Below are 23,921 nucleotides of genomic sequence, written 5' to 3'. Positions count from 1 at the left end.
ATGAAGCGAACCCTCGCCCTGCTCCTCCTCTTGACCGGTTGCGGCGCGGAACCCGTCACGGCAGAGCCCCCTCCCGACCACACCTACGCGTGTGGCGGTGAGGTCGTCCCGATGGCCGGGCTCACCGGTCCCCCCGCGACGCAGCTGGGCCCCCACGGGCAGGCGGCGCTCAAGGGTGGCGAGGTGCGCGCCCCGGAAGACCTGGAGTCGTGGCACATCGTCGAGGAGACGGCCGACCGGGTGGCGCTGATCGGCGACCTCGTGCCGCCCGTCCGGCACTTCGGCGAGCTGCGGACCCACCGTTACCTGCTGGTCGAACGCTACGGCCGCGACAACGCGTGGAATCTGCGGATGTCGGCCCAGTGCGCCCTGCGCCGGGTCGTCCCCGGCCATGGTGACGCCCAGGTCGCCGTCGCGTCGGCCTCGGGCGACAAGCTGAATCTGTGGGTGACGGAGGTCGAGTGCGCGAGCGGCCGACCGGCGACCGGCCGGATCACGCTCGTCGATCTGGAGGAGACCGACGAGGAGGTCCGGATCGTCGTCGCGGTCCGGATGCTTCAGGAAGACGCGGTGACCTGCCAGGGCAATCCGCGCACCCCGTTCACCGTGGACCTGTCCCGCCCGCTGGGCGACAGGGCCGTGCTGGACGCCGGGGTCCACCCGTGGCAGCGGTTGTAGAGTCGGCCGGTGGAACTCCCCGCCTGGTATGCCGCCCTCCCCGTCGCCGTCTGCGCGGCCGGTGTCCTGTTCACCGACGAGGCGGGCCGGGTCCTGCTGGTGCGGACGACGTACAAAGAGGAATGGGACATCCCCGGCGGCGTGATCGAGGTCGACGGCGGGGAGACGCCCGCGGCGGCGGCCCGGCGGGAGCTGTTCGAGGAGCTGGGCCTCGACCGCCCGGTGGGCGACCTGCTCAGCATCGACGTGCACCGCAGCCTGCGCCCCCTGCTGGCCTTCCTCTTCGACGGCGGGCGTCTGACCCCCGACGACCTGGCCGCGATCCACTTCCACGACGCCGAGATCGCCGAGGTGCGGTTCGTCGCCCTCGACGAGGTGGCTCCCCTCACGGGCGCGCCGCTGGCCCGCCGGATCGGCGCCACCCTGCGGCATACCGGTTCCGGCCTGCTCTTCCTGTCGGACGGCGAGCCGACCGGGGATGATCGTGCCCATGGACCACATGAGCGCCCTGATCGACCAGAACTCCCGCTTCGCTGACCTCCTCCGCGCCGCCGACCCGGCGACCCCCGTGCCGACCTGCCCCGGCTGGAGCCTGAAGCAGCTCCTCCGCCACGTCGGCCGGGGCGACCGATGGTCCGCCCAGATCATCTCCGACCGGGTGGAGGGCCTCCTCGACCCCCGCGACGTGCGCGACGGAAAGCCGCCCGTCGACGGTGAGACCGCCTGGCTCCTCGGCGGTCCCGGCGTCCTGGCCGACGCGATCGCCTCGGTCGGCGCCGCGACGGAGGTGTGGACGTTCCTCGGCCCCCGCCCGGCGGAGTGGTGGGTCCGCCGCCGCCTCCACGAGGCGACCGTGCACCGGGCGGACGCCGCCCTGGCCCTCGGGCAGCCCTACGAACTGGCCGCCGACCTGGCCGTGGACGGCATCGAGGAGTGGATCGACACCGTCGCCGCCTCCCGGCAGACGCTCGACCCGGGCGTGAGCGTCCACCTGCACACGACCGACGTGGCGGGCGAGTGGATGATCCACGGCGAGGAGGGCCGGGTGACGTGGGAGACGGGACACGGCAAGGGCGACGTGGCCGTCAAGGGAAGCGCCGCAGACCTGTTCCTCGCCCTGGTCAACCGTGGCGACGACGGTCTGGAGGTCTTCGGCGACGAGACGGTCTGGGCGTCGTGGCGGGAGCGCGCCCGGTTCTAGACCGTCGTCCATTCCCGCCCGAACCAGCGCCTGACCCGGCTCGACCCGAACTCCTCCTTGTCCTTCGCATATGCCGTGGACGCGTCGTCGAACCGCCCGTGCGGGCGCTCACCGCTGCGGAACGTCACCTCGACCCGGGCCACCGTCTCCTTCCCGAACTCGATGTAGCAGATCCCGGTCCCGCCGTAGGTCGCGGCGGAACCGATGATCCGGTCGGCCACCACGGCGGCCTGGCCTTCCGCGAACACCCCCGCTTTGGGGGTCCCGACGCTGGTCACGTCGCCGACCGCGTAGACGCCGGGGTACGCGGTCTCCAGGGTCAGCGGGTCGACCGGGATCCAGCCGTCGACGCACATCCCGGCGACCGCCTCGGGGGCCCGGTGCCTCGGCACCCCGAGGAACAGGTCGAACGGCATCTCCTCGCCGCCGGCGAGCACCGCCACGCGCCGGTCGGGGTCGAGCTCCCGGACGAGCCGGTCGGGGTACCAGCCGATCCCCCGTTCCGCGAACGCGTCGAGCAGCGCGCCGGAGGCGGCGGGAGAGGGCGGGATGGGCGTGCCCAGCGGCATGACGAGGGAGATCTCCGACTTCTCGCGCAAGCCCCGCGCGACCAGGTGGTCGTGCAGCATCAGGGCCGTCTCGCTGGGCGCCGGCGGGCACTTGAACGGCGTCGAGGTCACCCCGACGACCACCCTCCCACCTTGGAACCCGGCGAGCACGTCGCGCACCGCGAACGCGCCCGGGACGGTGTAGAACTCGTGCCCGGCCTCGACCAGTCCCGGCGTGGCGGCGGGGTCCAGGTCGGCGCCGAGGGCGATCACCAGGACGTCCCCCTCGAACGTCCCGGCGTCGGTCTCGACCCGCCGGGTGGCCGGGTCGACGGTTCTGATGGTGGTGCGCACCAGACGTACACCCGGCTTGACCAGGCCCTCATAACGGTGCACGACGGCGTCGGGGACGGTCCGGCCGAACATCACGTCGAGTTTCGAGAAGCCGAACACGAAGCCTTCGGCCTTGTCGATCAGGGTGACGTCGACGGCCTCGCCGAGCGCCTCGGAGAGCCGGGTGGTCAGTTCGAGACCGCCGAACCCGGCCCCGAGCACCAGGACGCGCATCACTTGGGCTGCGGGACGATGCGGATGTACGGCTTGGGCTCGACCCACCCGCCGAACAGCTCCCTGGCCTGGTCGTTGGAGACCGACCCGGCGATCACCACGTCGTCGCCCTGCTGCCAGTTCACCGGAGTGGCCACCTTGTGCGCCGCGGTGAGCTGGAGCGAGTCGATGACGCGCAGGATCTCGTCGAAATTGCGCCCGGTCGTCATCGGGTAGAGCATGATCAGTTTGATCTTCTTGTCGGGGCCGATCACGAAGACCCCGCGCACCGTCTGGTTGTCGGCGGCGGTCCGGTCGGCGGGGTCGCCGCTCACGTCGGCGCCGAGCATCCCGTAGGCCTTGGACACGGTGTAGTCGGCGTCGCCGATCATCGGATAGTTGGGCGCCACCCCCTGGGTCTCCTCGATGTCGGCGGCCCAGGCGGCGTGCCTGTCGACCGGGTCGACCGAGAGCGCCATGATCTTCACCCCGCGCCGGTCGAACTCGGGCTTGATCCGGGCCATGTAGCCGAGTTCGGTGGTGCAGATCGGGGTGAAGTCCTTCGGGTGCGAGAACAGCACCGCCCAGGAGTCGCCGATCCAGTCGTGGAAGCCGATCGCGCCGTCGGTGGTCGCGGCGATGAAGTCGGGTGCGGTGCTGCCGATGCTCAAAGTCATGGGGAAGACGTTACGGAGCCCGCGTTCCCTGAACGTTCCCTCGCGTCCTGGCCGCCCAGTGGGCGTGCCCGGCCCGGTCGTAGAGCCCGGCTGCGGCGCCGAAGTGCGCGTCGGCCTTCGCGTGGTCGCCGTCGATGAGGGCCACGCTCCCCGCCGCCGACTCGGCCATGGCGCTCCAGGCGGAACTCTCGAACGATCCGGCCAGCCGGCTCGCCGCCTCGAAGAGGGTGTACGCCCCCTCGCGGTCCCCCACCAGCGCGAACGCCTGTGCCCCGACGGGATTGAGCAGCGCGCTGCACGTGGCGCAGTCGCCGTGCCGCGCGGCGGCGTTCTGGGTGGCCCGCACCGCCCTGATGACGTCGCCGGGGTCGCCGCGCTCCATGGCGGCGAGCGCGGCGGTGGCGTGCAGCCGGGCCCACGCGTGCCGCGCCATCGGCGTGACCATCGCGATGGCCCGCGCCCGCTTGAGATGGGCCGCGGCCTCGTCGTGGGCGTGCACGCAGGCGGCGACCTCGGCCCGCCGCAGCCACGGCAGGGCGACCGATCGGCTGCCGAGGGGCGCGTACAGCTCGCAGGAGCGTTCGAGACACGCCTCGGCCTCGTCGAAGTCGCCTCTGAGCAGCAGCGACTCACCGAGCAGGCACCAGGCGAACGCCTGGGCGGGGATCGCGTCGGCCCGCTCGGCGAGGGCGAGCGTCTGCCGCGCGTAGTCTTCGACGTCGCCGGAGAAGGCGTCGCCGTAGAGCTGGTACTGGCCGAGACAGTGGTTGAAGTCGCACAGCCGCGCCACCCTGACCCCGAGGGAGACCCCGGCCAGCCCCTCGATCTGCGCGTGCAGCCCTGGCCGCCAGTTCCCCTGGACGTGGGAGACGAACGCGAGCGCCTCCAGCGCCGCCGCGACGTCGGCGGAGTCACCGTCGTGCAGCGCGATGGCGTGGGCCTTCTCGGCGAGCAGGTGAGCGGTGACGAGATCCCCGCGCTCCCAGGCGAGATTGGCCCGCAGGCAGATGAGACGCCCGATCTCCGCGGCGTCGGGGTCGTCGTGCTCGGCGGCGTCGAGGTGGCGCTCGGCCTCGTCCGGCACGTGCTGCATCAGCCACGCGGCGGCGGTCTTGCGGTGGATGCGCCCCGTGGCGAGCGCCTGGCCGTAGGCCTTCACCGCCCCGGCGGGGTCACCCGACTGCACCCGCAGGTCACCGACCTTCTCCCAGAGATCGGTGGTGAGGGCGGGGTCGTGGTCGGCGCCGATCTCGGCGTACTGGCGCTGCGTCTCGGGCTGCGGCTCGACCCCCAGCTCGTCGTGGAGGACGTCTTTGAGGCGGGCGTACTGACGCCGGGCGTCGTCGCGCCGCCCGGCCAGCGTGTAGAGGCGCATCAGCCAGGCGTGCGCCCGCTCCGCGAGCGGCTCCTCCGCGACGATCAGCTGCACCATTCGCGCCGCCTCGTTGAGCTCGCCCGCCGACTCCAGCAGCCCGGCGTACTCCTCGACCGCGGCGAGCCAGTCGAGCCGCAGCTCCTCCCTGGGCGCGGCGGCCCAGTCTTCGTACACGTCCTCCGGCAGGAGACCGTCACGATAGAGGTCGATCGCCTCGGCGTGCCGCCCGTTGCGGCGGGCCGACCAGTAGGCGGTGACGTCCACCTTCAGCCCCTCCGGCGGGAGGCAGAGGAGGTCTCCCGCCGAGAGGATCAGGTTGTCCTCGGCCAGGCTCCGGCGGGCGGAGTGCAGCGCCTTGCGCAGGTTCGCGGCGGCGGCCCGCTGGTCGAGGTCGGGCCAGAGGACGTCCGTGATCTGTTCACGGCGCAGACGGTGGCCGGGGGCGAGCGCCAGCAGCTTGACGAGGGCGGCCGGTTTACGCTGCGACCAGGATTCCGGCGCGATCAGCCGATCACCGACCCTGACCTGGAAGCCACCGAACACGTCAACGCGGAAATCAATCACAACTCACCTTGGAACGTGACCACCAGGACATTCCGAATGGTGCCACAGCACCGCACGGATGCCGTCGACGACGGCCACCGCCTGCGGGTAGTGACCCGCCTCCTCCCAGAGCGCCCGCCATTCCGACCTGTCGGCGGTGACCCGATCGAGCGCCCTGACCGCGAGAGACGGCAGGTCGGCGTCGATCGGGAGGGGCTCGCCGTTCCGGAGGAAGGCCGGGGCGTAGGCGGAGGTGATCGGCGGGCCGCCGTGGTGGGCGGCCACGATCGCGGCGGCGACGATGGCCGGGACGGCCTGGTCTTCGTCGAGGTAGTCGACGCTGGTGACGGCCTCGGTGAGGGCAGCGCGGAGGAGGGCGGGGCGGTCGGCGGCGGGGGTGGCGTTGAGCTTTCCGCACCAGTCGGCGGCGGAGTCGTTGTCGAACGGCCCGATGTCCCAGGTTCCCATGGGCGTAGTTCTACCGGAGGCCCCCGACGGTTCCACGCACCAGGACGGCGGGGCAGATGCCGTGCGGCCCCTCCCCCTTGCGGCCGAACCAGCTCTCCAGCTGTCTGTGTGGATCAACGGCGGGTTTCTGGGATCGGCTCAGCGTGTACCTCTCTCCGGGGACCAGACTCCAGCGGCCCCCGTTGGTGAGCAGATCGATCCGGGGTGCGCCGCCGACGTACAGGACCGGACCTCGGGCGCTCTGCAGGGTGAACTCCCGCCAGTCGTGATCGTCGGCGGCCACCTCGATCTCACGGGCGAGCGGCCACACCAGGTGCCAGTGACAACGGCGGTCCATGCGGTCGTGCAGGTCACGCTGGCGGGGATCGACGACGAAGTCCGTGTCCGCGCCGGTCATCATGTGATCGAGGAACCTCCGCGCGATGGCGAGAGCGGGGCTGCCGTCGAGACGGCAGCCGACCTCGACTCCGCTGGTCATGCCGTGCTCGGCGTCGAAGTTGGCGGAGAACAGGGCGCCCTTGTCGGTGTCGGCGAACGCGCCTTTGACATGGGTCTCGGTGTCGGCGTACACCTCGGCGCCCGCTTCCACCAGGGCGGTTGCCTCGGCCCGGTGCGTCGCACGGTCGGGGAAGGCCCGGACCAGGATCCTCACCCGGGTGCCGCGCTCGGCCGCCGCCCTGACCGGGTCGAGCAGCAGGCCGGGGTCGCCCGACGCGTTGAGGTTCCAGGTGGCCAGAAGGAGGTCTTCCCGGGCTCCACCGATGATGTCGTGGAGATGGCGTCGGATGTGGTGTTCGTCGTCGTCGGTCCAGATGACACCGGGTTCCAGACCGGGCTGGACGACCTTCCCCGGCCACTTCCGCGGCGTGTGACCGCCCGCGGTGTAGAGGCCGTCGCGCGGCACGAGCGGGAGCTCCCAGGTGCAGCGTTCGTGCCAGAGCCGGGCGAACAGGCGGCCCAGCCGTTCCGCCTGCCGGGGGTCGCGGACGACCACGCCCGACTCGCCGGTCACCTTGAACGCGCGGGTGACGAAGTTGGCGCTGGTGACGACGGCCACCTCGTCGTCGGCGACGGCGAACTTGGCGTGGCAGTTCTCGTGACCGCGCACGCGGATCCCGGCCTTGCAGAGTTCGTCGAACCGCTTGTGTTCGGCGGCGTCACGGTTGTCGGCCTCCTCCAAGCCTTTGAGTCCCCGGCGGAGGCTGCCCGAGTCGATGGCCGAGATGACGTAGACGCCGCCGCGCAGCCGGTCGGCCGCCTCGATGAGCGCCTGCGTGAGCTCGGCATCGCCGATGAACCAGCTGGCCACGAAGACCTTGCGACGGGCGGTCCGGACCAGGTCGAGCAGGGCGGCCCGGATCGTCGGCGGGGAGTTCCGGTAAGTGACCAGGTGGCCGTAGTCGCCCTCGTCTGGGAGTGGGGCGAACGGCGCGGTCCGGCCGTCGCGGCGCAGGAAGTAGCCGCCGTCGAGACGGATCTCGCCAAGATCGATCCGATCAGTCATAGCGGAAGTCCTCATCCTCACGCAGGGCGTAGATGGTGTCGTATCGCGACAATTGCCACAATCGGTCGGTCAGTGCCTCTTGGGTCACGCCGAACTCGGCGCAGACGGCCTCGAATTTCCTTGCCTTTCCGACCCTCGCGGCGGCCCGGTCGAGGGCGAACAACGCTTCGGCCTCGCCGTCGGCGGGACGGAAGACCACGCCGATCGCGATGATCGAGAGCTCGTCGCGGACGTGGAAGCCGCCCCGGGTGTCCAGGCTGTGCCTTTCGGCCACGGCGCGGGCCGCTTTCTCCGATAGGAGGAGTTCCCGGCGGCCCGCGACGACCTCGCCGACCGTCAGGTCGTCGGCGGCGCAGCCCAGGGCGGCCGCCATCAACCCCGGCCCCGGGGGGTCTTCGGCGAAACCCGCCATCCGGCGCCAATGATTGGTGAGGGCGGTGGCACCGGTGAGATCGAGGCGGGTCGGTTCCTGGCCCGAATGGATGCGCAGGTCGACCTCGGGTGCCGTGCGCCGAACAACGCCGCTCGCCCGGTAGGCGAGGGCGGTGGCGGGGAGGAAGGGGTCGTCGGCGCCGGTGGCGAACTCGGCGATGCCGTCGAGACGGGCGATCAGTCCCTGGTCGAGGAGATCGTTCAGGAAGGCGGGGACCGGGCGGCCGACGTGGGCTGGGTCGAGGGGGGCCAGGTCGGCGTCGGGAGGATCGGAGGGCACCGACAGCGGCCCGCTCCGGCGCCGCCTTCCCTGTAGGGGAGCGCCGAAGGCGACCGCCTCCTCGGAGTGCGGCAGGAAGACGATCGAGCAGGTGTCCCGTTGGCTCAGGTGAAGTGTGCCGCGCTCCAGGGCGTCGGCGATCGGGCCGGGCTCGGCCCGCCAGCCGTCGTGCTCCCTGGTCAGCAGGCCCGGCTCGGTCAGCCCGTCGGCGACGGCGGCCACCGTCTCGGCCGACAGGTCGGTGACCTCGGTGACCAGCGCGGCCGTCAGCGTCCGGACGCGGCCGACGGCCTCCAGCAGGAACCGCTCGACCGGAGCCAGCGGTACCTCGGTGACCCGGCGGATCTCCAGCCCCCGCCAGAAGAGCATCGGGAGCAGCGCCTCGGCCACCACGATCTCGCCGTCCTTCGGGGTCGGCACGTGGTCGGCCCACTCGACCGTGTAGCCGGCCGTCACGTCAGGTCCCGGATCTGCTGGAAGGCGGGGTCAGGCCCATCGAGCTGCTCGAACAGGTTCTTGTAGAACCCCTGCGCCGGGCCCGGGCCGAGCCGGGAGAGCGTGTCGCGGTGACCGACCAGCACCAGCGCCCGCTTGGCCCGGGTGCAGGCGACATTGAGCCGCCGCAGGTCCTGCAGCCAGGCGGCGAACCCCGGCCTGGCGCCCGTCCTGGCGCGGGTGAAGCTGAGCATGATCAGATCGCTCTCCTGGCCCTGACTGCGGTCGACCGGGACGACCCGGGTGAACGCCAGACGCCGGAACTGCGGGAACGCCGGACCGCCGAGCCTCTTCCAGATGAGATCGGCCTGGGCCTTGTACATGGCCAGCACGGAGACGGACACCGGTGCGCCCTCCGGGTCGGTGACCCGGAGGTGGCGTTCGTACTCCTGGCACGCCTTCACCACCCACGTCGCCTCCAGTTCGTTGACGTAGCCGGTGCCGACCTGCTGCTGCAGCGCGGTCGCGTGGGCGCTGGTGTCGAGGAACACCACGGGAGCGGTGAAGGTCGTGGTGGTCAGCGGCACCGGCACCCGGCCCGTCTGGGCCGTTCGGTAGGCGCCGTCGTAGACGGTGTCCCTGACCAGGGAGGCGATGGGATCGACCATGCGCGACTGGATGTCGAGCGCCGTCGTGAGGGCGGGCTGGCCGGTACGGCGCTCGAACAGGCTGTGGACGAAGTGGTCGCGGATGCTCAGCAGGACCGCGCGGTCGACGTCGGTCTCGACGTTCTTCCCGGCGCGTTTCCTGGTGGTCTCCCTGGTCCGGCGGCGAGCCTCTTTGAAGCCGTCGCGGTAGAGGTGTTCCCAGTCGCGGAGGGAGGTGGCGTAGGTGGCGACGTCGTCGACCCGGATCTTCCTGATCTCCTCGTCCGACTCCACGGAGGCGGCCAGGTGCTCGACCGCCTCCCTGACGCCGGAGCCCTCCCTGTCGTGCCGGTCGAGGGCGACCAGAGCGTGGAGGAAGCGTTCGTCCTCGTTGCCGACGTGGGGCGGGAGCTGGTGCTCGTCGCCGACCAGCACCCAGCGCCGGGCCCTGACGGCGCCGATGAGGAACTGGGTGTCGGTGACCCTGCTGGCCTCGTCGAGGATCATCGTGTCGAAGTCGGCCGAGCCGGCGATCTCGCTACCGCGCCCGGCGATGCCGGCGGTCGTGGCGCAGACGAGGTTGGCCGATCGCGTGTAGGAGAGCTGGACGTCCTCGCTGATCCGTTCGTCGTCGATGTCCCGGACCAGCTCGCACCAGCGGTCCTCCAGGTCGATCGCGAGGACGAGGAACTCCCTGCGGGCGGTGAGCTCGGCCTGCCGCTCCGCCGGGTTCGGCACCCGCTCGACGCGGGCGGCGGCCTCCGCCATGACGGCCCGCTGCCGCTGGAGGTCCTGTTCCAGCTGCTCGCGCGACCGGGCGAGCGCGTCGAGCCGGTCGCGCAGGGCGGCCTTCCGCGTCTCCGCGCTTCCCATCAGCCTGCTGAGTTCGGTCGCGCGCTCGGCCCGTGCCGAGCGGAGTCCGAAAAGCGTTCCCGGCCTCCGCTGGTGACTCGCGATGGAGTCGCGGACCTGGGCGACTCTGGAGAACGCCAGGAAGGGCGGCAGAGTGGGCACTTCGAGGATCTCCAGCGGCGCCGGGATCCGGATGGTGTGCAGCGAGGAGGCGTCACCGTCCGGAGGCCAGAACAGGATGCTGCCGTCCAGGACGGCGACGTCGGCGAGCCAGAAGCGGTGCAGCGCCCCGAGGTTGGCCTCCGCCTCGGCGATCTCCCGCTCGGTCTCCCCGACGTCGGCGGCGGCCCGCTCGTAGGAGCCCACGACATAGGGCAGCTCGTAGGCCATCTGCGCCCTTTGCGTATGCAACCGCTGGAGGTGGCCGTTCCAGGCTTTCAGGAGGCGGCGCGCCTCGTCCCGCTGCTCCCTGAGTGCCCGTTCCTCCATGCTGGGAGTGCCGAAGAAGCCGGCGACCGGGCCGCCGCCCAGCTCGGTGATCCGTTCCTGGAGCTCGTCCGCCCGGGCACGGTGGACGTTCACCGTCGCCTCCGCCTGACCGATGTCCCGCCGGAGGTCGTGGTAGCCGAGCCTGCCGAGCTGGATGTCATGGGAGTTCATCCTGGCCAGCCGGCCGGACAGATGGGTGCGCAGCTGGGAGAGCCGTCTCTCCCATTGGACCGCCATGTCGGTGGTCGAGATCACCGACGCGACGACCCGGCGCAGCTCGTCGGCGGTGGCGTAGAGCAGCCGCAGCTGGGCGGCGGCGGCCTCCTGCGCCGCCTCCTCCTCGCGCAGCGCGGTCTCCGCCTCGAAGAGGCGCGCTTGCGCCTCGGCCAGCTCCGGGTCGTCGCCCTCGGCCATGCGGCGCGCCTGTTCGCCGAGCTGCCCGGCCTCCCTCTCGGCCCGGCCGCTGGCCGCCAGGAGATCGGCCAGCCGTTCCCCCTCCCGCCCGAGCGAGGCGCGGAGGGCGATTTCGGTGTCGATGGACTCCACCTCAGCCCTCCACTGGGCCGCCCGGCTGGTCTCCCGGCGGCGGACCCGGACGGCGCCCAGGGCCACCAGCCGGTCGGGCAGGTAGCGGCGGGTCTCCTCGTGCACCTTCTGCTCGTCGTGGCTCAGCCGGATGGCCCTGATGCCGGGCTTGCCGCCGACCCGCTGGAGCGGCTCGTCCACGGCGATGTGGCTGGGCGCCACCAGCAGCACGCGCTCGCCCCGGGCGGCCAGCTGGCGGATGATCTCGCAGATCACCGTGGTCTTGCCGGTGCCGGGCGGGCCCTTGACGAAGTAGGCGTGCGGAGCGCTCACCGCTCCCCGGACCGCGTCGCGTTGAGCGGGGTGGAGCAGGAAACCCTCCTCGTCGGCGAAGAACCGGCCCGGCGCCAGCGCCCCGTCGGGCCGCCCCAGCTCGCCGCCGGTCATGAGCGTGGCCAGGGAGGTCCAGTCGCCCGTCACGTCACCGGTGACCAACCGGCGCAGCGCCGTCTCGTGCTGCGCCAGGTCGAACCGGGCCGACTTGGTCAGGGTCACCACGCTGCCCGGACGGAGGGCGGGCCCCTCGATCAGCGCGTCGCGGTGGTGGACGTCGGACACCCGCGTCTCCCACGAGACGTTCCCGCAGGCGGCCTTGACCGGAGCGCCGTCGAAGTCGGCGGCCTTGCCGGTGATCTTCACCTCCAGCCGCCCCGACCCCGGCAGTACCCGAACGACCGTGCACTCGGCCGTGACGACCTCATGCTTGGCCCGGGTCCTGAGCAGGTTCAGCAGCTCCTGGAGCGGACCGTAGTGGCGGCCGAGCAGCCGCTCCGACCGGCCGTCGGGCAGCCCGACCCGGGCCGGACGCGCACCCGGACCGTTCACCCCGAGCACCCGCCAGACGGACGCCATGTCGCAGGGCGTCTCCTCGTGGATCGACCGGATCCTGAGGTCGGCGGTGAACCAGCCCTCCCTCGGCGGCAGGACGGTCTCGGTCACATCGTGGACGACGGTGATCGGTAACTGGCTGTTCTCGCCCGGTCGCACCCTCAGCTCGACGGTGTTCCGCACGCCGACGAGCTTGAGCCGGCGTCCGCCGGGAGCACCCGTGAGAACCGCGCCGTCACGGAGCTCCACTTCGATGGCGGCGGGGTCGTACGCCGTCTGCGGGTAGTGGGACAGGACGATCGGACCGAGCCGGGCCGCCACCTCACTGAGCCCGGTGATCCTGCCGGTACGCCATCCCTCCGGCGGTCTGAGGGTCAACGGTCGGTCCGGAGGAAGGTCAGGCGCGCGCACAGCGCGTCCGCGTCCCTCTCCTGGCCTTTCAGATAGGCCCTGAGCACCAGCTTGGCCTTCGCCTGCAGCTCCCTCATCTGGTCTTCGGTGACTCTCTTGTGTCCGTGCGCCAGTACCGAGCGGTTGCGTGCCCCCACCACCCGGTCCAGATGCGACAGGGCCTTCGTTCCGGCGAGCCCCGCCTTGGTGATCAGCGGATCACCAAGGGCCGTGAGCAGCACTGCGGCCCACATGAGCGCGACCTTCGGCGGCAGCGTCACGGGCGAGTCCGCGCGGCCGAGCCCACCCCAGATGGTCTGGCACTCGGCGATCAAGGCGTCGGCGTCCCCGGTGAGCAGCGAGTAGTCGGGCTTGTCGCAGTGGAAACCCTCGGCCCGCGACTCCAGGCGCCCGGCCAGGCAACCTTCGATGACCCGGTAGAAGAACAGGACGGCGAAGTCGAGCCGGCCGATCTCGAGGTAGTGGAGGCCGAGCACGTAGAAGCAGAGGACGAACGCCATGGGATCTCCGGCGTGAAGCCGGTCGAGGAACCCCAGTTGCTCCTCGATCCGCCGGACCGTGTCGGGTGCGAGCAGGCTGCGCTCGTGGTCGAGCAGGTCACGGACGGCGGCCATGTGTCCGGGCAGGTGCTCGAGGTCGAGGTCGCACCAGGCGCGGTAGAGCTCGGCGAGCGTCTTCATGAAGCGGGCCCGCGCCGGCTCGTGCAGAGTCGTGGCGAGTTCGCCGTAGCGGCGGGCGGCCTCGGCGAAGGCGCCCGTACGGAACAGCTCCAGCGTCGCCTGCATCTCCTGGTCACCGAAGATCGAGATCGGGTTGTCCAGCAGGAGTAACCGGTCGGATCCGGGCACCACCCGGCGGAGCTCCGGGTCGAAGTCGCTGTCGACGTACCCGATGTCGAGACGCAGTTGCCAGGCGGCCAGGGCCGCAGCGGCGGTCATCACCTTGCGCCCACCGGTGATGTCGATCACCGCGTAAGGGGAGGCGTCCCCGATTTGATGCAGTTCTTCCTTGACTATCCGGTAAATCTCTCGCGGATCAGTCGGATTACACATTCGGTGCAGGACATCGGCATATTTCAGGCCGCGACGTCCATGGAGATGAGCTTTGATCACATTCACGCTGTCAACGGCACCGGTCGAAGAGAGAATGAGCACCCGGCGCGGCTTCAGCACCTCGTAAGAGATGATCGTGGTCAGCGGCGAATGCCCCGACAGGCTGACCAGCAGGTCGACCGGCCCCTTCGGACGACGCCCGCCATCGGCGAACGACCGCGCCACGACCTCGGGAACCAGTTTCTCCGCGAAGAAGGCGACGGCCTGCTCGGCGGGAGAGCCTTCACCGAAGGTGATTTCACCGCGTTCGATTCCGAGAAATCTGGCGGCGTTGGGAGGAAGCGAATCCACGCGAACCCTTCCGGGAAAGCTCAGTAGGAGCCCCGAACGCAGGAGACGCTAGCAGAGCACAAATCGCCGCGAACCAAACTTCCGCTACTTGCCGGAAATCCGCGTACATATGCCATGAAACGGAAAAACCCCAGGTGACATGTCACCTGGGGTTGACCGGTGCGCCGCCAGGGACTCGAACCCCGGACCCGCTGATTAAGAGTCAGCTGCTCTAACCAACTGAGCTAGCGGCGCTTAAGACCCCTGAAGGTTACCGCAGCTCCCGAACCCCCACCAAATCGGGCTAGACTAGAACATCATTCGGTACGCCCAGAGGGAAGCCCACGTGACCTGGTTCGCCTCACCGCCGGACGCCGCCGCCCGTCTCAGACAGACCGGCTACCTCTCCGACGACGCCACAGCCACCTCCGTCTTCCTCGCCGGCGCCCTGGAGAAGCCCCTCCTGGCCGAAGGCCCGGCGGGCGTGGGCAAGACCCAGCTGGCGAAGGCGATCGCCGAGGCGACCGGCGCCGACCTGATCAGGCTCCAGTGCTACGAGGGCCTCGACGAGGCCAGAGCCCTCTACGAATGGAACTACAAGAAGCAACTCCTGAGGATCCAGGCCGACGACGACGCCTGGGACGACATCTTCGCCGAGGACTTCCTCCTCGAACGCCCCCTGCTGAAGGCCATCAGGTCGGAAACCCCGGCCGTCCTGCTGATCGACGAGACTGACAAGGCCGATGTGGAAGTGGAGGGCCTCCTCCTGGAGATCCTCTCCGACTTCCAGATCACCATCCCCGAACTCGGCACCATCACCGCCACGAGGAAACCCTTCGTCGTTCTCACGTCGAACGCGACCCGGGAACTCAGCGAGGCGCTCAAACGCCGCTGCCTCTATCTCCACCTCGACTACCCCACGCCGGAACGCGAACGCGACATCGTCCGCGCACAGGTCCCCGGCATCGCGGAAAGCCTCGCCGAACAACTGGCGAGAACCGCCGCCACGCTCCGTTCCCTGGAACTCAAGAAATCGCCGAGCATCGCCGAGACCGTCGACTGGGCGCACACCCTGCTCGCGCTCGGCCGGGAGGTCCTCGACGAACAGACCATCGCGGAAACGCTGGGCGTCGTCCTGAAACACCATTCCGACCAAAGGCGGGCCGCCAAGGAACTGGGCCTCCAGTGATCGACCGGCACATCGGTTTCGTGCACGCCCTGCGCGACTCCGGTCTCCCCGTCTCCCTGGCCGAGGGACTGGACGCCGCCAAAGCCCTGGAACTCATCGATTTCACCAGCAGGGAAACCCTCCGCGAGGCCTACGCCGCGACCCTGGTGAAACGCCCCCAGCACCGCGAGGGATTCGACGTCCTCTTCGATCTGTGGTTCCCCGCCACGACCAGGAATCCGGCCGAGAAGAGAGACGACGACCCGGAGGATCTGCGCGAGGAACTCGCCGATCTGCTCACCGGCGACCCGAACGCACCGGAGTTCCGCGCCTTCGCGCAGGCCATGGTCGAACGGTTCGGCCAGGTCCAGGCCGGTCCGGGACGGCAGTCGTGGTTCTCCTATCCGGTCATGCGCGCCCTCTCTCCACAGACGCTGATCGCCCGCATTCTCAACGCCCTGCTCGACGAACGCGGCGGCCTCCCGGAGAAACTCGCGCGGCAGCGCGTCGCCACGAACATCGCCGCGTTCGAGGCCGAAGTGGCCACCGATGTCCGGCGGCGTATCGCCGAGGAACAAGGGCGGGAACGCATCACCAGGTCGGCGGTGAAACCGTCGATCGACCGCCGCGATTTCCTGCGCGTCACCAAAGCCGAACTGGCCGAGCTGAGAAGAGAAGTGCATCCGCTCGCCAGAAGGCTGGCCACCCGCCTTTCCCTGAAACACCGGAACGGCGACCGGGGCAGGCTCGACTTCCGCAAGACGGTCAGATCGTCGCTGCAGTCGGGCGGGGTTCCGCTGAAAGTCCACCTGAAGCCCCGGCGCCCGCACAAACCCGAACTGGTCGTCATCACCGACGCCAGCGACTCGGTCTCGAGTTTCGCGCAGTTCACCCTGCTGCTCACCTTCGCCCTCAGGGAGCAGTTCACCAAAGTCAGGGCGTTCGCCTTCGTCGACACCGTCGACGAGATCACGAAGTATTTCGCCCCGGGCACCGACGTCCTCGACGCCATCACCCGCATGACCAGCGAGGCCGACATCACCAGATTCGGCCGCACCAACTACGGCCACGTCCTGACCCGATTCGAGGAACGCTACGCGAGCGCCCTCACCCCGAAAACGAGCCTGCTCATCCTCGGCGACGCCCGCTCCAACTACCAACCACCGAACACCGAGACCCTGAAACGCCTCACGGAAAAGGTCCGGCACGCCTACTGGCTCAACCCCGAACCCCGCGCCCAATGGGACACCGGCGATTCCGTCGCCAGCGGTTATGCCGCCGTCATGCCGATGCACGAATGCCGGAACGTCCACCAGTTGGCCACGTTCATCGAAGAAAACACCTAAAGCCTTCTTCCGTTACGGCTCCGCCCACCCCGGCACCGCCCGCCGTCCCGAGCACCCGCCGTCGAGGCGCCAACCGGCCGCGCCGGAACGGCACCGCAACGACCATGTCCGGCCACCAGGCACACACGAACCGGAATCGCGGGCCCATCCCCCGACCGGCGACGACCGGCCGTGTCCGCTTCGAACCGTCGTGCGGGAACGTCCGACCCGCTGGCTACGATGCGGACCATGCCCTGGAAGACCGGGATGGTCGCGCGTGACCCACGCGAGCCCCATCGCACCGCCACCCCTCTCGAGCTGCTCTTCGACCTGGTCTTCGTGACCGCCGTCGCGCAGGTCGCGGCGCAGCTCGACCATGCCCTCCTGGAGGGTCATGTCGCGCAGGGGATCATCAGCTTCCTGATGCTCTTCGGTGCCATCTGGTGGGCCTGGATGTCCTTCACCTGGTTCGCCAGCGCCTTCGACTGCGACGACGGCCCCTACCGGATGCTCGCCTTCGTCCAGATCGCCGGTTCGCTCGTCCTGGCGGCGGGGGTGCCGTCGGCGTTCAACGACCTCGACTTCCGCTGGGTCGTGCTCGGCTACGTCATCATGCGCGTCGGCTATCTGGCCCAGTGGCTCCGGGCGGGGAAGGAGCATCCGGCCGTCCGGACACTGGCGTTGAAGATCGCCGGTGGGACGGCGGCCGTGCAGGTGCTCTGGGTGCTCCAGCTGCTGCTCCCCGACGACTACCGGATCATCGCGTTCGTCATCCTGTTCGCGCTGGAGCTGTCGGTGCCGTGGTTCGCGGGCTGGAACGGCGACCAGGGCGGGTTCCACCCGCACCACATCTCCGAGCGGTTCGGGCTGTTCACGCTGATCGTCATCGGTGAGTCGATCACCGCGGCGACGCTGGCCATCCAGAGCGCGTTCCAGGAGGGCGGCCACGTCACCGAGCTGATCATCCTGGCGGTGGCGGCGCTGCTGATCTCGCTGTCGATCTGGTGGCTCTACTTCGGCTACCTCGACTTCACGGCGCTCAAGACCAACCCCAGAACCACCTACATCTGGTCGTACGGCCACTACTTCATCCTCGCCGCGATCGCGGCGGGCGGCGTGGGGGTGGCGGTCATCGCGGGCGCCACGGGCGGGCACGGCACGCATCTGCCCGAGTGGGGGGCGGCGCTGGCGCTCACCGTTCCGGTCGCGACGTTCCTGTTCGCCTACGCCGGCATCGACGCCCTCGCGAACGGCAGGTGGGACCTGAAGCCGGTCGTGTTCGGCGTCACCGGGGTGATCGTGCTGGCGCTGACACCGCTGGCGACGGTGATCGGAGGGCCGTGGACGGCGCTGGTCACGGCCCTGATCATGGTCGCGCTGCTGACGAAGGAACTGCTAGCGCATCCGTCGGAGGATGCGCGCAGCCGTCCGGCTGAGTAGCTCGACCTGCTCGGCGTCGAGCTGGGCGGTCGGGTTGCGCCTGATGGCGCCGGGGATCTTACGGGGGTAGGCCACGGTCAAGCCCTCGCCGCTGACCACGCCTGAACGGTTGGCGATCGTGCACCCGTGCAACGCGAGCACGGGGCTGATCGTGACCTCGATGCCGGTCTCCTTCGACAGGACCTCGGCCAGGTCCGTGGCGGCGCCGATGAGACCCTTGGCGACGCTGGTGCCGTACTTCTCGTCGAAGAAGAGGCGTTTGCCGTGCTTGGCCACGATCGTGTCGGGCGACCAGGCCTCGTTGTCGACGATCCACAGGCCGCCGGGGCCGATGATCAGATGGTCGACGGAGGCCTTGCCGGGGACGGCCCGGCCGTCCATGACGCGGTAGCCGTGACGGCGCAGCAGCAGCCGCAGGACGCGGCCGGTGCGGACCTCCCCCCGGCGTTTGCCGCGCCAGACGGCGGTGCGCTCGTGGGCCCGCCAGGCGATGAAGGCGTCGGTGCCGCCGACCAGCGCGCCCAGGACGACACCCGTCGCCACGGGGTTCCAGCCGAGGCGTTCGGCGAGGAGGTAGCCGGCGATGAGCCCGGCCACCGAGTAGGCGGCGCGCAACCGGAGGCGGTTCTTGCGGCCGGCCAGCCAGAAGGTCAAGTACAGGTTCTGGGGCGACGACCCGGTGAACTTCTCGTCGCGCGGGACATAGATGGACCCGTTGGGCACCCTGCACTCCCAGATAGATAAGGGCAGCTTTGCCTAAGGCGTACCCGATCAGGGATTCCAGATCCACGATGGTGATGGAACTAGCACACTTCCGCCACCACCGGTTGAATCAACCTCTTCTTGACCGACCAGTCGGTATGCTGGTCGTCGATCAGAGGAGGTCGGCATGGCGCGGTTGGGCACGTCCGTCGAGGAACCGGTTCGCCAGCGGTTGCTGTCGGCGGCGACGCGTCTGTTCGCCGACAAGGGCTTCGAGAGCACGTCCGTTCAAGAAATCGTAGCTGCCGCGGGCGTGACAAAAGGGGCCATGTACCACTATTTCGACTCCAAAGATGATCTTCTTCATGAGATCTACGGCCGAGTCCTCCGCATGCAGATGGACCGCCTGCGGCATTTCGCCGACGGTGAGGGCACCGTCGCGGAGCGCCTGCACGCCGCGGCCGCCGATGTGATCAACACCACAGTCGACAACCTCGACGATTCGAAGATCTTTTTCAGGTCGAACCACCAGCTCGCCCCCGACACCCGCAAGATCGTCCGAGCCGAGCGCCGCCGCTACCACGAGCGCTTCCGCGACCTCGTCCTCGAAGGCCAGCGCGAGGGCGTCTTCCACTCCGACGTCCCGGCCGAGATGGTGGTCGACTTCTTCTTCGGCTCCGTCCACCACCTCGGCACCTGGTACCACCCCGACGGCCCCCTCACGGGCGAGCAGGTCGGCCGCTACTTCGCCGACCTCCTCCTCCGCTCCCTGACGCCGAAAAGCTAAGAGCTCTTCTTCCGTTACGGCTACCGCCCACCCCGGCACCGCCCACCGGCGCCCGGCACCCGCCGTATCCGGCACCAACCGGCCGCGCCCGGCGAGCCCCGTAACGCCTAAACCGGCCCCGGAAGCCCGACCAGAGGCGCGAGAGCGTTGCGATGGTCACCGGGGGTGCCGAAGGCGATCGCGTCGGCCTTGGCCCGCTTCAGGTAGAGGTGAACGGGATGCTCCCAGGTCATCCCGATACCGCCGTGAAGCTGGAGGGCCTCCTCCGCAGCACGTACCGCGACCTCACCGCAGTGCGACGCCGCGACCGCCACGGCCACGCGGGCATCGACACCCCCGGCGAGCTGATCGGCGGCGCTCCGCGCCGCCGCACGGGCCCCCGCGACCTCCAGCCACAGATCGGCGAGCCGATGCTTGAGCGCCTGGAACGACCCCACGGGCCGCGCGAACTGCCGCCGCTCCTTCAGATAAGCCACCGTCGTGGTCAGACACCACTCAGCCACCCCAAGCTGCTCAGAAGCGAGCAACCCGGCCGCGAACACCAGCGCATCCCCGACGGAAGCACCCCCGAACACCGAGGCAGGAGCGTTGTCGAACGTGACCGTCGCCAGCGGCCGAGTGACGTCGAGCGAGGTCACCGGCTCGACCCGAACCTGCTCACTCTCGACCACCGCGACCCGACCTTCGGATAGCGGCACCACGAAGAGATCCGCCCCAACGGCCCCCGCCACCCCGGTGAACCGCCCACTCACCTGGTCTCCGTCGAGGACACCTACCGAAATATCCCGATAAGGCGAGGCAGCCAGCGACACGCACAGCGCAGCCGTCGCCTCCCCCGTCGCCAGTCGCGAAATTTCCGGATATCCCACGTCGAGCAGGACCCGCGTCGCCAGTACCGACGAGGTCAGGAACGGCACCGGCGTCACCGCGCGGCCGAGTTCCTCCAGGACCACCGCGACCTCGCGGGCCGACGCGCCCGCGCCCCCCAACGACTCGGGTACCAGCAGACCCGCCACGCCGATGTCGCGCGCCAGCCCGTTCCAGGCCGCGGGGTTGTCGCCCTCGGCGGCGGCCGGGGCCTTGTCGGTGAGGAGGTCGCGGACGGCGGTGCGGAGTTCCTCTTCGACCTCCGTGTAGCGCAGGGTCATCGTGGGAGGTCCTTCCAGGGGCCGGCGACGTCGGTGCGGGGTTCCGCCGGTAGGCCGAGGACGCGCTCGGCGACGATGTTGCGGAGGATCTCGGACGTGCCGCCCTCGATCGAGTTGCCCTTGGCGCGCAGGTAGCGGTAGCCGGCGCCGCGGCCGAGGAAGTCGACGCCGTCGGGGCGGCGGAAGGTCCAGTCGTCGTAGGTCAGGCCGTCTTCGCGCAGGAACTCCACCTCCAGCGCCGATACCTCCTGGTGGTGCCGGGAGAACAGCAGCTTCATCCCCGACCCCTCCGGGCCCGGATGTCCGGCCAGGAGCTGCTCGCGCAGGCGCTGGCCGGTCAGGCGCATCACCTCGCCCTGGACCCACAGTTCCAGAGCGCGCTGGTGCAGGTCGTGGGTGCGCAGTTCGGGGCGTTCGTTCCACGACTCGGCGAAGACGCCCATCATGGTGCGGCGCGGCGATCCGGCCGTGCCGATGGCGACGCGTTCGTTCATGAGGGTCGTCTGGGCGACCTTCCAGCCGTCGCCGATCTCGCCGAGGCGCAGGTCGTCGCCGAGCCGGACACCGGTCAGGAAGACCTCGTTGAACTCGGCCTCGCCGGTGATCTGGCGCAGCGGCCTGACCTCGACCCCCGGGTCGGCCATGTCGCAGACGAAGTAGGTGAGGCCCCGGTGTTTGGGCAGGTCGGGATCGTGGCGGGCGACCAGGATGCCCCAGCGGGCCAGGTGGGCGCTGGACGTCCAGACCTTCTGGCCGTCGACGACCCAGTCGTCGCCGTCACGGACGGCGCGGGTGGCCAGCGAGGCCAGGTCGGACCCGGCGCCGGGCTCGGAGAAGAGCTGGCACCAGACCTCCTCGCCGGTCCAGAGCGGGCGCAGGAAGCGCTTCTTCTGCTCGTCGGTGCCGTAGGCGAGGATCGTCGGCGCGGCCATACCGAGGCCGATGCCGATGCGGCCGGGGTTGTTGTCGGGCGTGCCCCGGAAGAGCTGGTCGACGACCCCCTGCAGGTCGCGCGGGGCGCCGAGGCCGCCCAGGCCTTCGGGAAAGTGCACCCAGGCCAGACCGGCGTCGAATCGTGCCCTCAGCCAGTCGAGTGTGCTCAGTTCCGAAGGGTCGTGCTCGGTCAGGAACGCCTCCGCGCGTTCCCTGACCGTGGTCGCGTCCACCACGTGGTTCCCCTGTCTGACGTGCCGTGCCAAAGTCGTACCGCACCAGTTGAGAAGTCCGGTATCGGTGTAATCACGTGTGCTTCTTCAGCTCCCGGTAGGCCAGGGAGCGCTTGTGGACCTCGTCGGGGCCGTCGGCGAAGCGCAGGCTGCGGGCGCCCGCCCACAGTGCGGCCAGCGGGAAGTCCTGGCTGACGCCCCCGGCGCCGTGGACCTGGATGGCCTTGTCGAGGATCCACTCGACCGCGATCGGAGTGGCGATCTTGATGGCCTGGATCTCGGTGTGGGCGCCCTGGTTGCCGACCGTGTCCATCAGCCAGGCGGTCTTCAGGACGAGCAGGCGGAGCTGCTCGACCTTCACCCGCGACTCGGCGATCCAGTCTTGGACGACGCCCTGCTGCGCCACCGGCTTCCCGAAGGCCGTGCGGGCCAGAGCGCGCTGGCACATCATCTCGATGGCCCGTTCGGCCATGCCGATGAGGCGCATGCAGTGGTGGATGCGGCCGGGCCCGAGCCGGGCCTGGGCGATGGCGAAGCCGCCGCCCTCCTCGCCGATGAGGTTCTCCGCCGGGACGCGCACGTCGTCGAAGATCACTTCGGCGTGGCCGCCGTGGTCGTTGTCGGTGTAGCCGAAGACCGACATGCCGCGCTCGACCGTCAGGCCGGGGGTGTCGCGCGGGACGAGGATCTGGCTCTGCTGCCGGTGCTTGGGCGCCTCGGGGTCGCTCTTGCCCATCACGATGAAGATCGCGCAGTTGGGGTTCATCGCCCCGGTGATGAACCACTTGCGGCCGTTGACCACGTATTCGCCGCCGTCGCGGACGATCGAGGTGGCGATGTTGGTCGCGTCGGAGGAGGCGACGTCGGGCTCGGTCATCGCGAACGACGAGCGGATCTCGCCGTTGAGCAGGGGTTCGAGCCACCGCTTCTTCTGGTCGTCGGTGCCGAACTGGTGCAGCACCTCCATGTTCCCGGTGTCGGGGGCGGCGCAGTTCGTCGCGACGGGGGCGATGGCCGGGGACCGGCCCATGATCTCGGCGAGAGGCGCGTACTGGAGGTTGGTCAGGCCCGCGCTCGGGAGGAACAGGTTCCAGAGACCGCGCCTCCTGGCCTCGGCCTTCAGGGCGTCGAGAACGGGCGGGGCACTCCAGCCACTCTCGCGAGCCTGCTCCTCGAAGACCGGTTCGGCCGGGTAGACGTGTTCGTCCATGAACGCCAGCAGGCGTTCGCGATGGTCGTCGGTCGTCGCGTCGAAGGCGAAATCCATGCGTCAGACCTCCCGAAGGCCGCGCTCGACGAGCGGCGCGGTGATGTCCCCGATGTCGGCGAACCCGGCGCCGACGGTCAGGCCCTGGGTGAAGCGGAAGTAGATGCCCTCGGTGATGACCGCGAGCTTGAAGCAGGCCAGGCCGACATACCAGCCCAGCCGGGACACGTCGCGGCCCGATTCCGCGGCGTAGCGGGCGGCCAGCGCCGCGACGTCGACCTCGCCGCCGAGCGCGCCGATGTCGAGGTGGGGGAAGTCGGCGTAGAGCAGGAACAGCGCCAGGTCGGTGAGCGGGTCGCCGAGGGTCGACATCTCCCAGTCGAGCACCGCCGCGACCCGGCCGCCCTGGATGAGCGTGTTGCCGAGCTTGAAGTCGCCGTGGACGATCGCCGGCGCCCCCGACACCGGCACATCCTTGGCCAGGCGGGCGAACAGTTCGTCGATCCCGGCGACCTCGCGGCTGCGGGAGGCGTCGAGCTGCCGTTTCCAGCGCTTGACCTGCCGGTCGAGGAACCCCTCGGGCCGCCCGAAGTCGCCCAGGCCCACCGCGACCGGGTCGATCACGTGGAGGTTCGCCAGTACGCCGGCCAGATGCTCCCCGACCTCCTGCGACAGGCGGGTGGGGGTGCCCTCGACGTATTCCATGACGTAGAAGGGCGCGCCGACCACCTCGACATCGTCGCAGAAGTGGAACATGCGCGGCACCGGCACGTCGGTGTCGGCCAGCGCGCTCATCACCCGGAACTCCCGGCCCATGTCGTGGGCGGTGGCCAGCACGTGGCCGAGCGGCGGGCGGCGCACCACGACCGTGCGCTCGGCGTCGCGGACGATGTAGGTGAGGTTGGACTTGCCGCCCTCGATCAGTTCGGCGGTCAGCGGGCCGCGGGTGACCCCGGCTTCGTCGAGGCGGGCGGCGAGACGGTCGAGATCCAGTCCGGGCACTTTCACAGCTCGCGAGCATACCGACCAGCCGGTATGAGTGTCGACACGGGCTAGACACAAGAGTGACTAACCGTTTTTTCTGGATATATCAGGAC

21 protein-coding genes and 1 tRNA gene are annotated in these 23,921 nt (G+C 70.0%); 8 read left to right on the top strand and 14 right to left on the bottom strand.

The window, feature by feature from the left end; all coding sequences use genetic code 11:
• From ACYQ78_RS27225 to ACYQ78_RS27215, 3 genes are read left to right on the top strand one after another with little or no spacing between them, the layout of a single operon-like run.
• A complete protein-coding gene (locus tag ACYQ78_RS27225) occupies positions 1 to 678 on the top strand; it encodes a hypothetical protein (protein ID WP_459803755.1) in 678 nt (225 codons plus the stop codon).
• Between the two features lie 9 nt (positions 679 to 687).
• Positions 688 to 1,215, top strand: coding sequence for an NUDIX domain-containing protein (locus tag ACYQ78_RS27220; RefSeq protein WP_459803754.1), 528 nt, complete (start codon positions 688 to 690; stop codon positions 1,213 to 1,215).
• Positions 1,169 to 1,879, top strand: a complete 711-nt coding sequence (locus ACYQ78_RS27215) for a maleylpyruvate isomerase family mycothiol-dependent enzyme (RefSeq protein WP_459803753.1) — start codon at positions 1,169 to 1,171, stop codon at positions 1,877 to 1,879. The genes ACYQ78_RS27220 and ACYQ78_RS27215 overlap by 47 nt, the downstream gene beginning before the upstream one ends.
• Here the strand turns inward: ACYQ78_RS27215 and ACYQ78_RS27210 are convergent.
• Genes ACYQ78_RS27210 through ACYQ78_RS27175 form a run of 8 tightly spaced genes read right to left on the bottom strand, consistent with a single transcriptional unit; the run spans position 1,876 to position 13,611 of the window.
• Complete coding sequence (locus ACYQ78_RS27210) at positions 1,876 to 2,994, bottom strand: NAD(P)/FAD-dependent oxidoreductase (RefSeq protein WP_459803802.1); 1,119 nt, start codon at positions 2,992 to 2,994, stop codon at positions 1,876 to 1,878. The two genes, ACYQ78_RS27215 and ACYQ78_RS27210, sit on opposite strands and share 4 nt — an antisense overlap.
• On the bottom strand, positions 2,994 to 3,650 hold the full coding sequence (locus tag ACYQ78_RS27205) for a peroxiredoxin (RefSeq protein ID WP_459803752.1): 657 nt from the start codon (positions 3,648 to 3,650) through the stop codon (positions 2,994 to 2,996). Before ACYQ78_RS27205 ends, ACYQ78_RS27210 begins: the two co-directional genes overlap by 1 nt.
• 10 nt (positions 3,651 to 3,660) lie before the next feature.
• Complete coding sequence (locus ACYQ78_RS27200; protein ID WP_459803751.1) at positions 3,661 to 5,589, bottom strand: BTAD domain-containing putative transcriptional regulator; 1,929 nt, start codon at positions 5,587 to 5,589, stop codon at positions 3,661 to 3,663.
• 3 nt (positions 5,590 to 5,592) lie between these two features.
• The gene (locus ACYQ78_RS27195; RefSeq protein ID WP_459803750.1) at positions 5,593 to 6,036 is read right to left on the bottom strand and encodes a DUF4259 domain-containing protein; all 444 of its coding nucleotides are present in this window, start codon (positions 6,034 to 6,036) and stop codon (positions 5,593 to 5,595) included.
• A gap of 10 nt (positions 6,037 to 6,046) precedes the next feature.
• Positions 6,047 to 7,540 carry a phospholipase D-like domain-containing protein gene (locus tag ACYQ78_RS27190; protein WP_459803749.1) on the bottom strand — a complete coding sequence of 498 codons (1,494 nt, stop codon included), beginning with the start codon at positions 7,538 to 7,540 and terminating at the stop codon, positions 6,047 to 6,049.
• Positions 7,533 to 8,708, bottom strand: a complete 1,176-nt coding sequence (locus tag ACYQ78_RS27185; RefSeq protein ID WP_459803748.1) for a hypothetical protein — start codon at positions 8,706 to 8,708, stop codon at positions 7,533 to 7,535. Before ACYQ78_RS27185 ends, ACYQ78_RS27190 begins: the two co-directional genes overlap by 8 nt.
• Positions 8,705 to 12,466, bottom strand: a complete 3,762-nt coding sequence (locus ACYQ78_RS27180; protein WP_459803747.1) for a DEAD/DEAH box helicase — start codon at positions 12,464 to 12,466, stop codon at positions 8,705 to 8,707. Before ACYQ78_RS27180 ends, ACYQ78_RS27185 begins: the two co-directional genes overlap by 4 nt.
• Positions 12,463 to 13,611 carry a hypothetical protein gene (locus ACYQ78_RS27175; protein WP_459803801.1) on the bottom strand — a complete coding sequence of 383 codons (1,149 nt, stop codon included), beginning with the start codon at positions 13,609 to 13,611 and terminating at the stop codon, positions 12,463 to 12,465. The genes ACYQ78_RS27180 and ACYQ78_RS27175 overlap by 4 nt, the downstream gene beginning before the upstream one ends.
• On the opposite strand from ACYQ78_RS27175, the gene ACYQ78_RS27170 reads away from it, so the two are divergent.
• Complete coding sequence (locus tag ACYQ78_RS27170) at positions 13,495 to 13,929, top strand: hypothetical protein (RefSeq protein WP_459803803.1); 435 nt, start codon at positions 13,495 to 13,497, stop codon at positions 13,927 to 13,929. The two genes, ACYQ78_RS27175 and ACYQ78_RS27170, sit on opposite strands and share 117 nt — an antisense overlap.
• A gap of 133 nt (positions 13,930 to 14,062) precedes the next feature.
• Here ACYQ78_RS27170 and ACYQ78_RS27165 read toward each other — a convergent pair.
• Positions 14,063 to 14,136 (bottom strand) — tRNA-Lys (locus tag ACYQ78_RS27165).
• A 91-nt stretch (positions 14,137 to 14,227) separates the two neighbouring features.
• Between ACYQ78_RS27165 and ACYQ78_RS27160 the strand changes: the two genes are divergently transcribed.
• The 3 genes from ACYQ78_RS27160 (at position 14,228) to ACYQ78_RS27150 (ending at position 17,814) form a co-directional block, all read left to right on the top strand.
• The gene (locus tag ACYQ78_RS27160) at positions 14,228 to 15,070 is read left to right on the top strand and encodes an AAA family ATPase (RefSeq protein ID WP_459803746.1); all 843 of its coding nucleotides are present in this window, start codon (positions 14,228 to 14,230) and stop codon (positions 15,068 to 15,070) included.
• A complete protein-coding gene (locus ACYQ78_RS27155) occupies positions 15,067 to 16,395 on the top strand; it encodes a vWA domain-containing protein (protein ID WP_459803745.1) in 1,329 nt (442 codons plus the stop codon). The genes ACYQ78_RS27160 and ACYQ78_RS27155 overlap by 4 nt, the downstream gene beginning before the upstream one ends.
• A 228-nt stretch (positions 16,396 to 16,623) precedes the next feature.
• The gene (locus ACYQ78_RS27150; RefSeq protein WP_459803744.1) at positions 16,624 to 17,814 is read left to right on the top strand and encodes a low temperature requirement protein A; all 1,191 of its coding nucleotides are present in this window, start codon (positions 16,624 to 16,626) and stop codon (positions 17,812 to 17,814) included.
• On the opposite strand, the gene ACYQ78_RS27145 is transcribed toward ACYQ78_RS27150, so the two are convergent.
• On the bottom strand, positions 17,770 to 18,537 hold the full coding sequence (locus ACYQ78_RS27145; RefSeq protein WP_459803743.1) for a nuclease-related domain-containing protein: 768 nt from the start codon (positions 18,535 to 18,537) through the stop codon (positions 17,770 to 17,772). The two genes, ACYQ78_RS27150 and ACYQ78_RS27145, sit on opposite strands and share 45 nt — an antisense overlap.
• Positions 18,538 to 18,703: 166 nt before the next feature.
• Here ACYQ78_RS27145 and ACYQ78_RS27140 point away from each other — a divergent pair, with 166 nt between their 5' ends.
• Positions 18,704 to 19,303 carry a TetR/AcrR family transcriptional regulator gene (locus tag ACYQ78_RS27140; protein ID WP_459803742.1) on the top strand — a complete coding sequence of 200 codons (600 nt, stop codon included), beginning with the start codon at positions 18,704 to 18,706 and terminating at the stop codon, positions 19,301 to 19,303.
• 107 nt (positions 19,304 to 19,410) lie between these two features.
• Here the strand turns inward: ACYQ78_RS27140 and ACYQ78_RS27135 are convergent, their stop codons facing one another.
• The 4 genes from ACYQ78_RS27135 to ACYQ78_RS27120 all read right to left on the bottom strand — a co-directional run bounded on the left by ACYQ78_RS27135 (position 19,411) and on the right by ACYQ78_RS27120 (position 23,832).
• Positions 19,411 to 20,451, bottom strand: coding sequence for an acyl-CoA dehydrogenase family protein (locus tag ACYQ78_RS27135; RefSeq protein WP_459803741.1), 1,041 nt, complete (start codon positions 20,449 to 20,451; stop codon positions 19,411 to 19,413).
• Entirely contained in the window at positions 20,448 to 21,617 is a 1,170-nt protein-coding gene (locus ACYQ78_RS27130) for an acyl-CoA dehydrogenase family protein (protein ID WP_459803800.1), read from the bottom strand. Before ACYQ78_RS27130 ends, ACYQ78_RS27135 begins: the two co-directional genes overlap by 4 nt.
• Before the next feature lie 73 nt (positions 21,618 to 21,690).
• Positions 21,691 to 22,884, bottom strand: coding sequence for an acyl-CoA dehydrogenase family protein (locus tag ACYQ78_RS27125; protein ID WP_459803740.1), 1,194 nt, complete (start codon positions 22,882 to 22,884; stop codon positions 21,691 to 21,693).
• 3 nt (positions 22,885 to 22,887) lie between these two features.
• Positions 22,888 to 23,832, bottom strand: a complete 945-nt coding sequence (locus ACYQ78_RS27120; RefSeq protein WP_459803739.1) for a phosphotransferase family protein — start codon at positions 23,830 to 23,832, stop codon at positions 22,888 to 22,890.
• Positions 23,833 to 23,921: the final 89 nt, after the last annotated feature.

The organism is Herbidospora sp. RD11066 (genome assembly GCF_054661255.1).
Note: the sequence above shows the minus strand (reverse complement) of the source record. Positions and strands in the feature narration are given on the sequence as shown.

Bases quoted from the DNA above. Each gene is read 5' to 3' on its own strand.
- ACYQ78_RS27125 (WP_459803740.1), bottom strand. From the start codon at position 22,884: ATGGATTTCGCCTTCGACGCGACGACCGACGACCATCGCGAACGCCTG.
- ACYQ78_RS27190 (WP_459803749.1), bottom strand. From the start codon at position 7,540: ATGACTGATCGGATCGATCTTGGCGAGATCCGTCTCGACGGCGGCTAC.
- ACYQ78_RS27170 (WP_459803803.1), top strand. From the start codon at position 13,495: ATGCAGTTCTTCCTTGACTATCCGGTAAATCTCTCGCGGATCAGTCGG.
- ACYQ78_RS27140 (WP_459803742.1), top strand. From the start codon at position 18,704: ATGGCGCGGTTGGGCACGTCCGTCGAGGAACCGGTTCGCCAGCGGTTG.
- ACYQ78_RS27210 (WP_459803802.1), bottom strand. From the start codon at position 2,994: ATGCGCGTCCTGGTGCTCGGGGCCGGGTTCGGCGGTCTCGAACTGACC.
- ACYQ78_RS27135 (WP_459803741.1), bottom strand. From the start codon at position 20,451: ATGACCCTGCGCTACACGGAGGTCGAAGAGGAACTCCGCACCGCCGTC.
- ACYQ78_RS27215 (WP_459803753.1), top strand. From the start codon at position 1,169: ATGGACCACATGAGCGCCCTGATCGACCAGAACTCCCGCTTCGCTGAC.
- ACYQ78_RS27205 (WP_459803752.1), bottom strand. From the start codon at position 3,650: ATGACTTTGAGCATCGGCAGCACCGCACCCGACTTCATCGCCGCGACC.
- ACYQ78_RS27225 (WP_459803755.1), top strand. From the start codon at position 1: ATGAAGCGAACCCTCGCCCTGCTCCTCCTCTTGACCGGTTGCGGCGCG.
- ACYQ78_RS27195 (WP_459803750.1), bottom strand. From the start codon at position 6,036: ATGGGAACCTGGGACATCGGGCCGTTCGACAACGACTCCGCCGCCGAC.
- ACYQ78_RS27150 (WP_459803744.1), top strand. From the start codon at position 16,624: ATGCCCTGGAAGACCGGGATGGTCGCGCGTGACCCACGCGAGCCCCAT.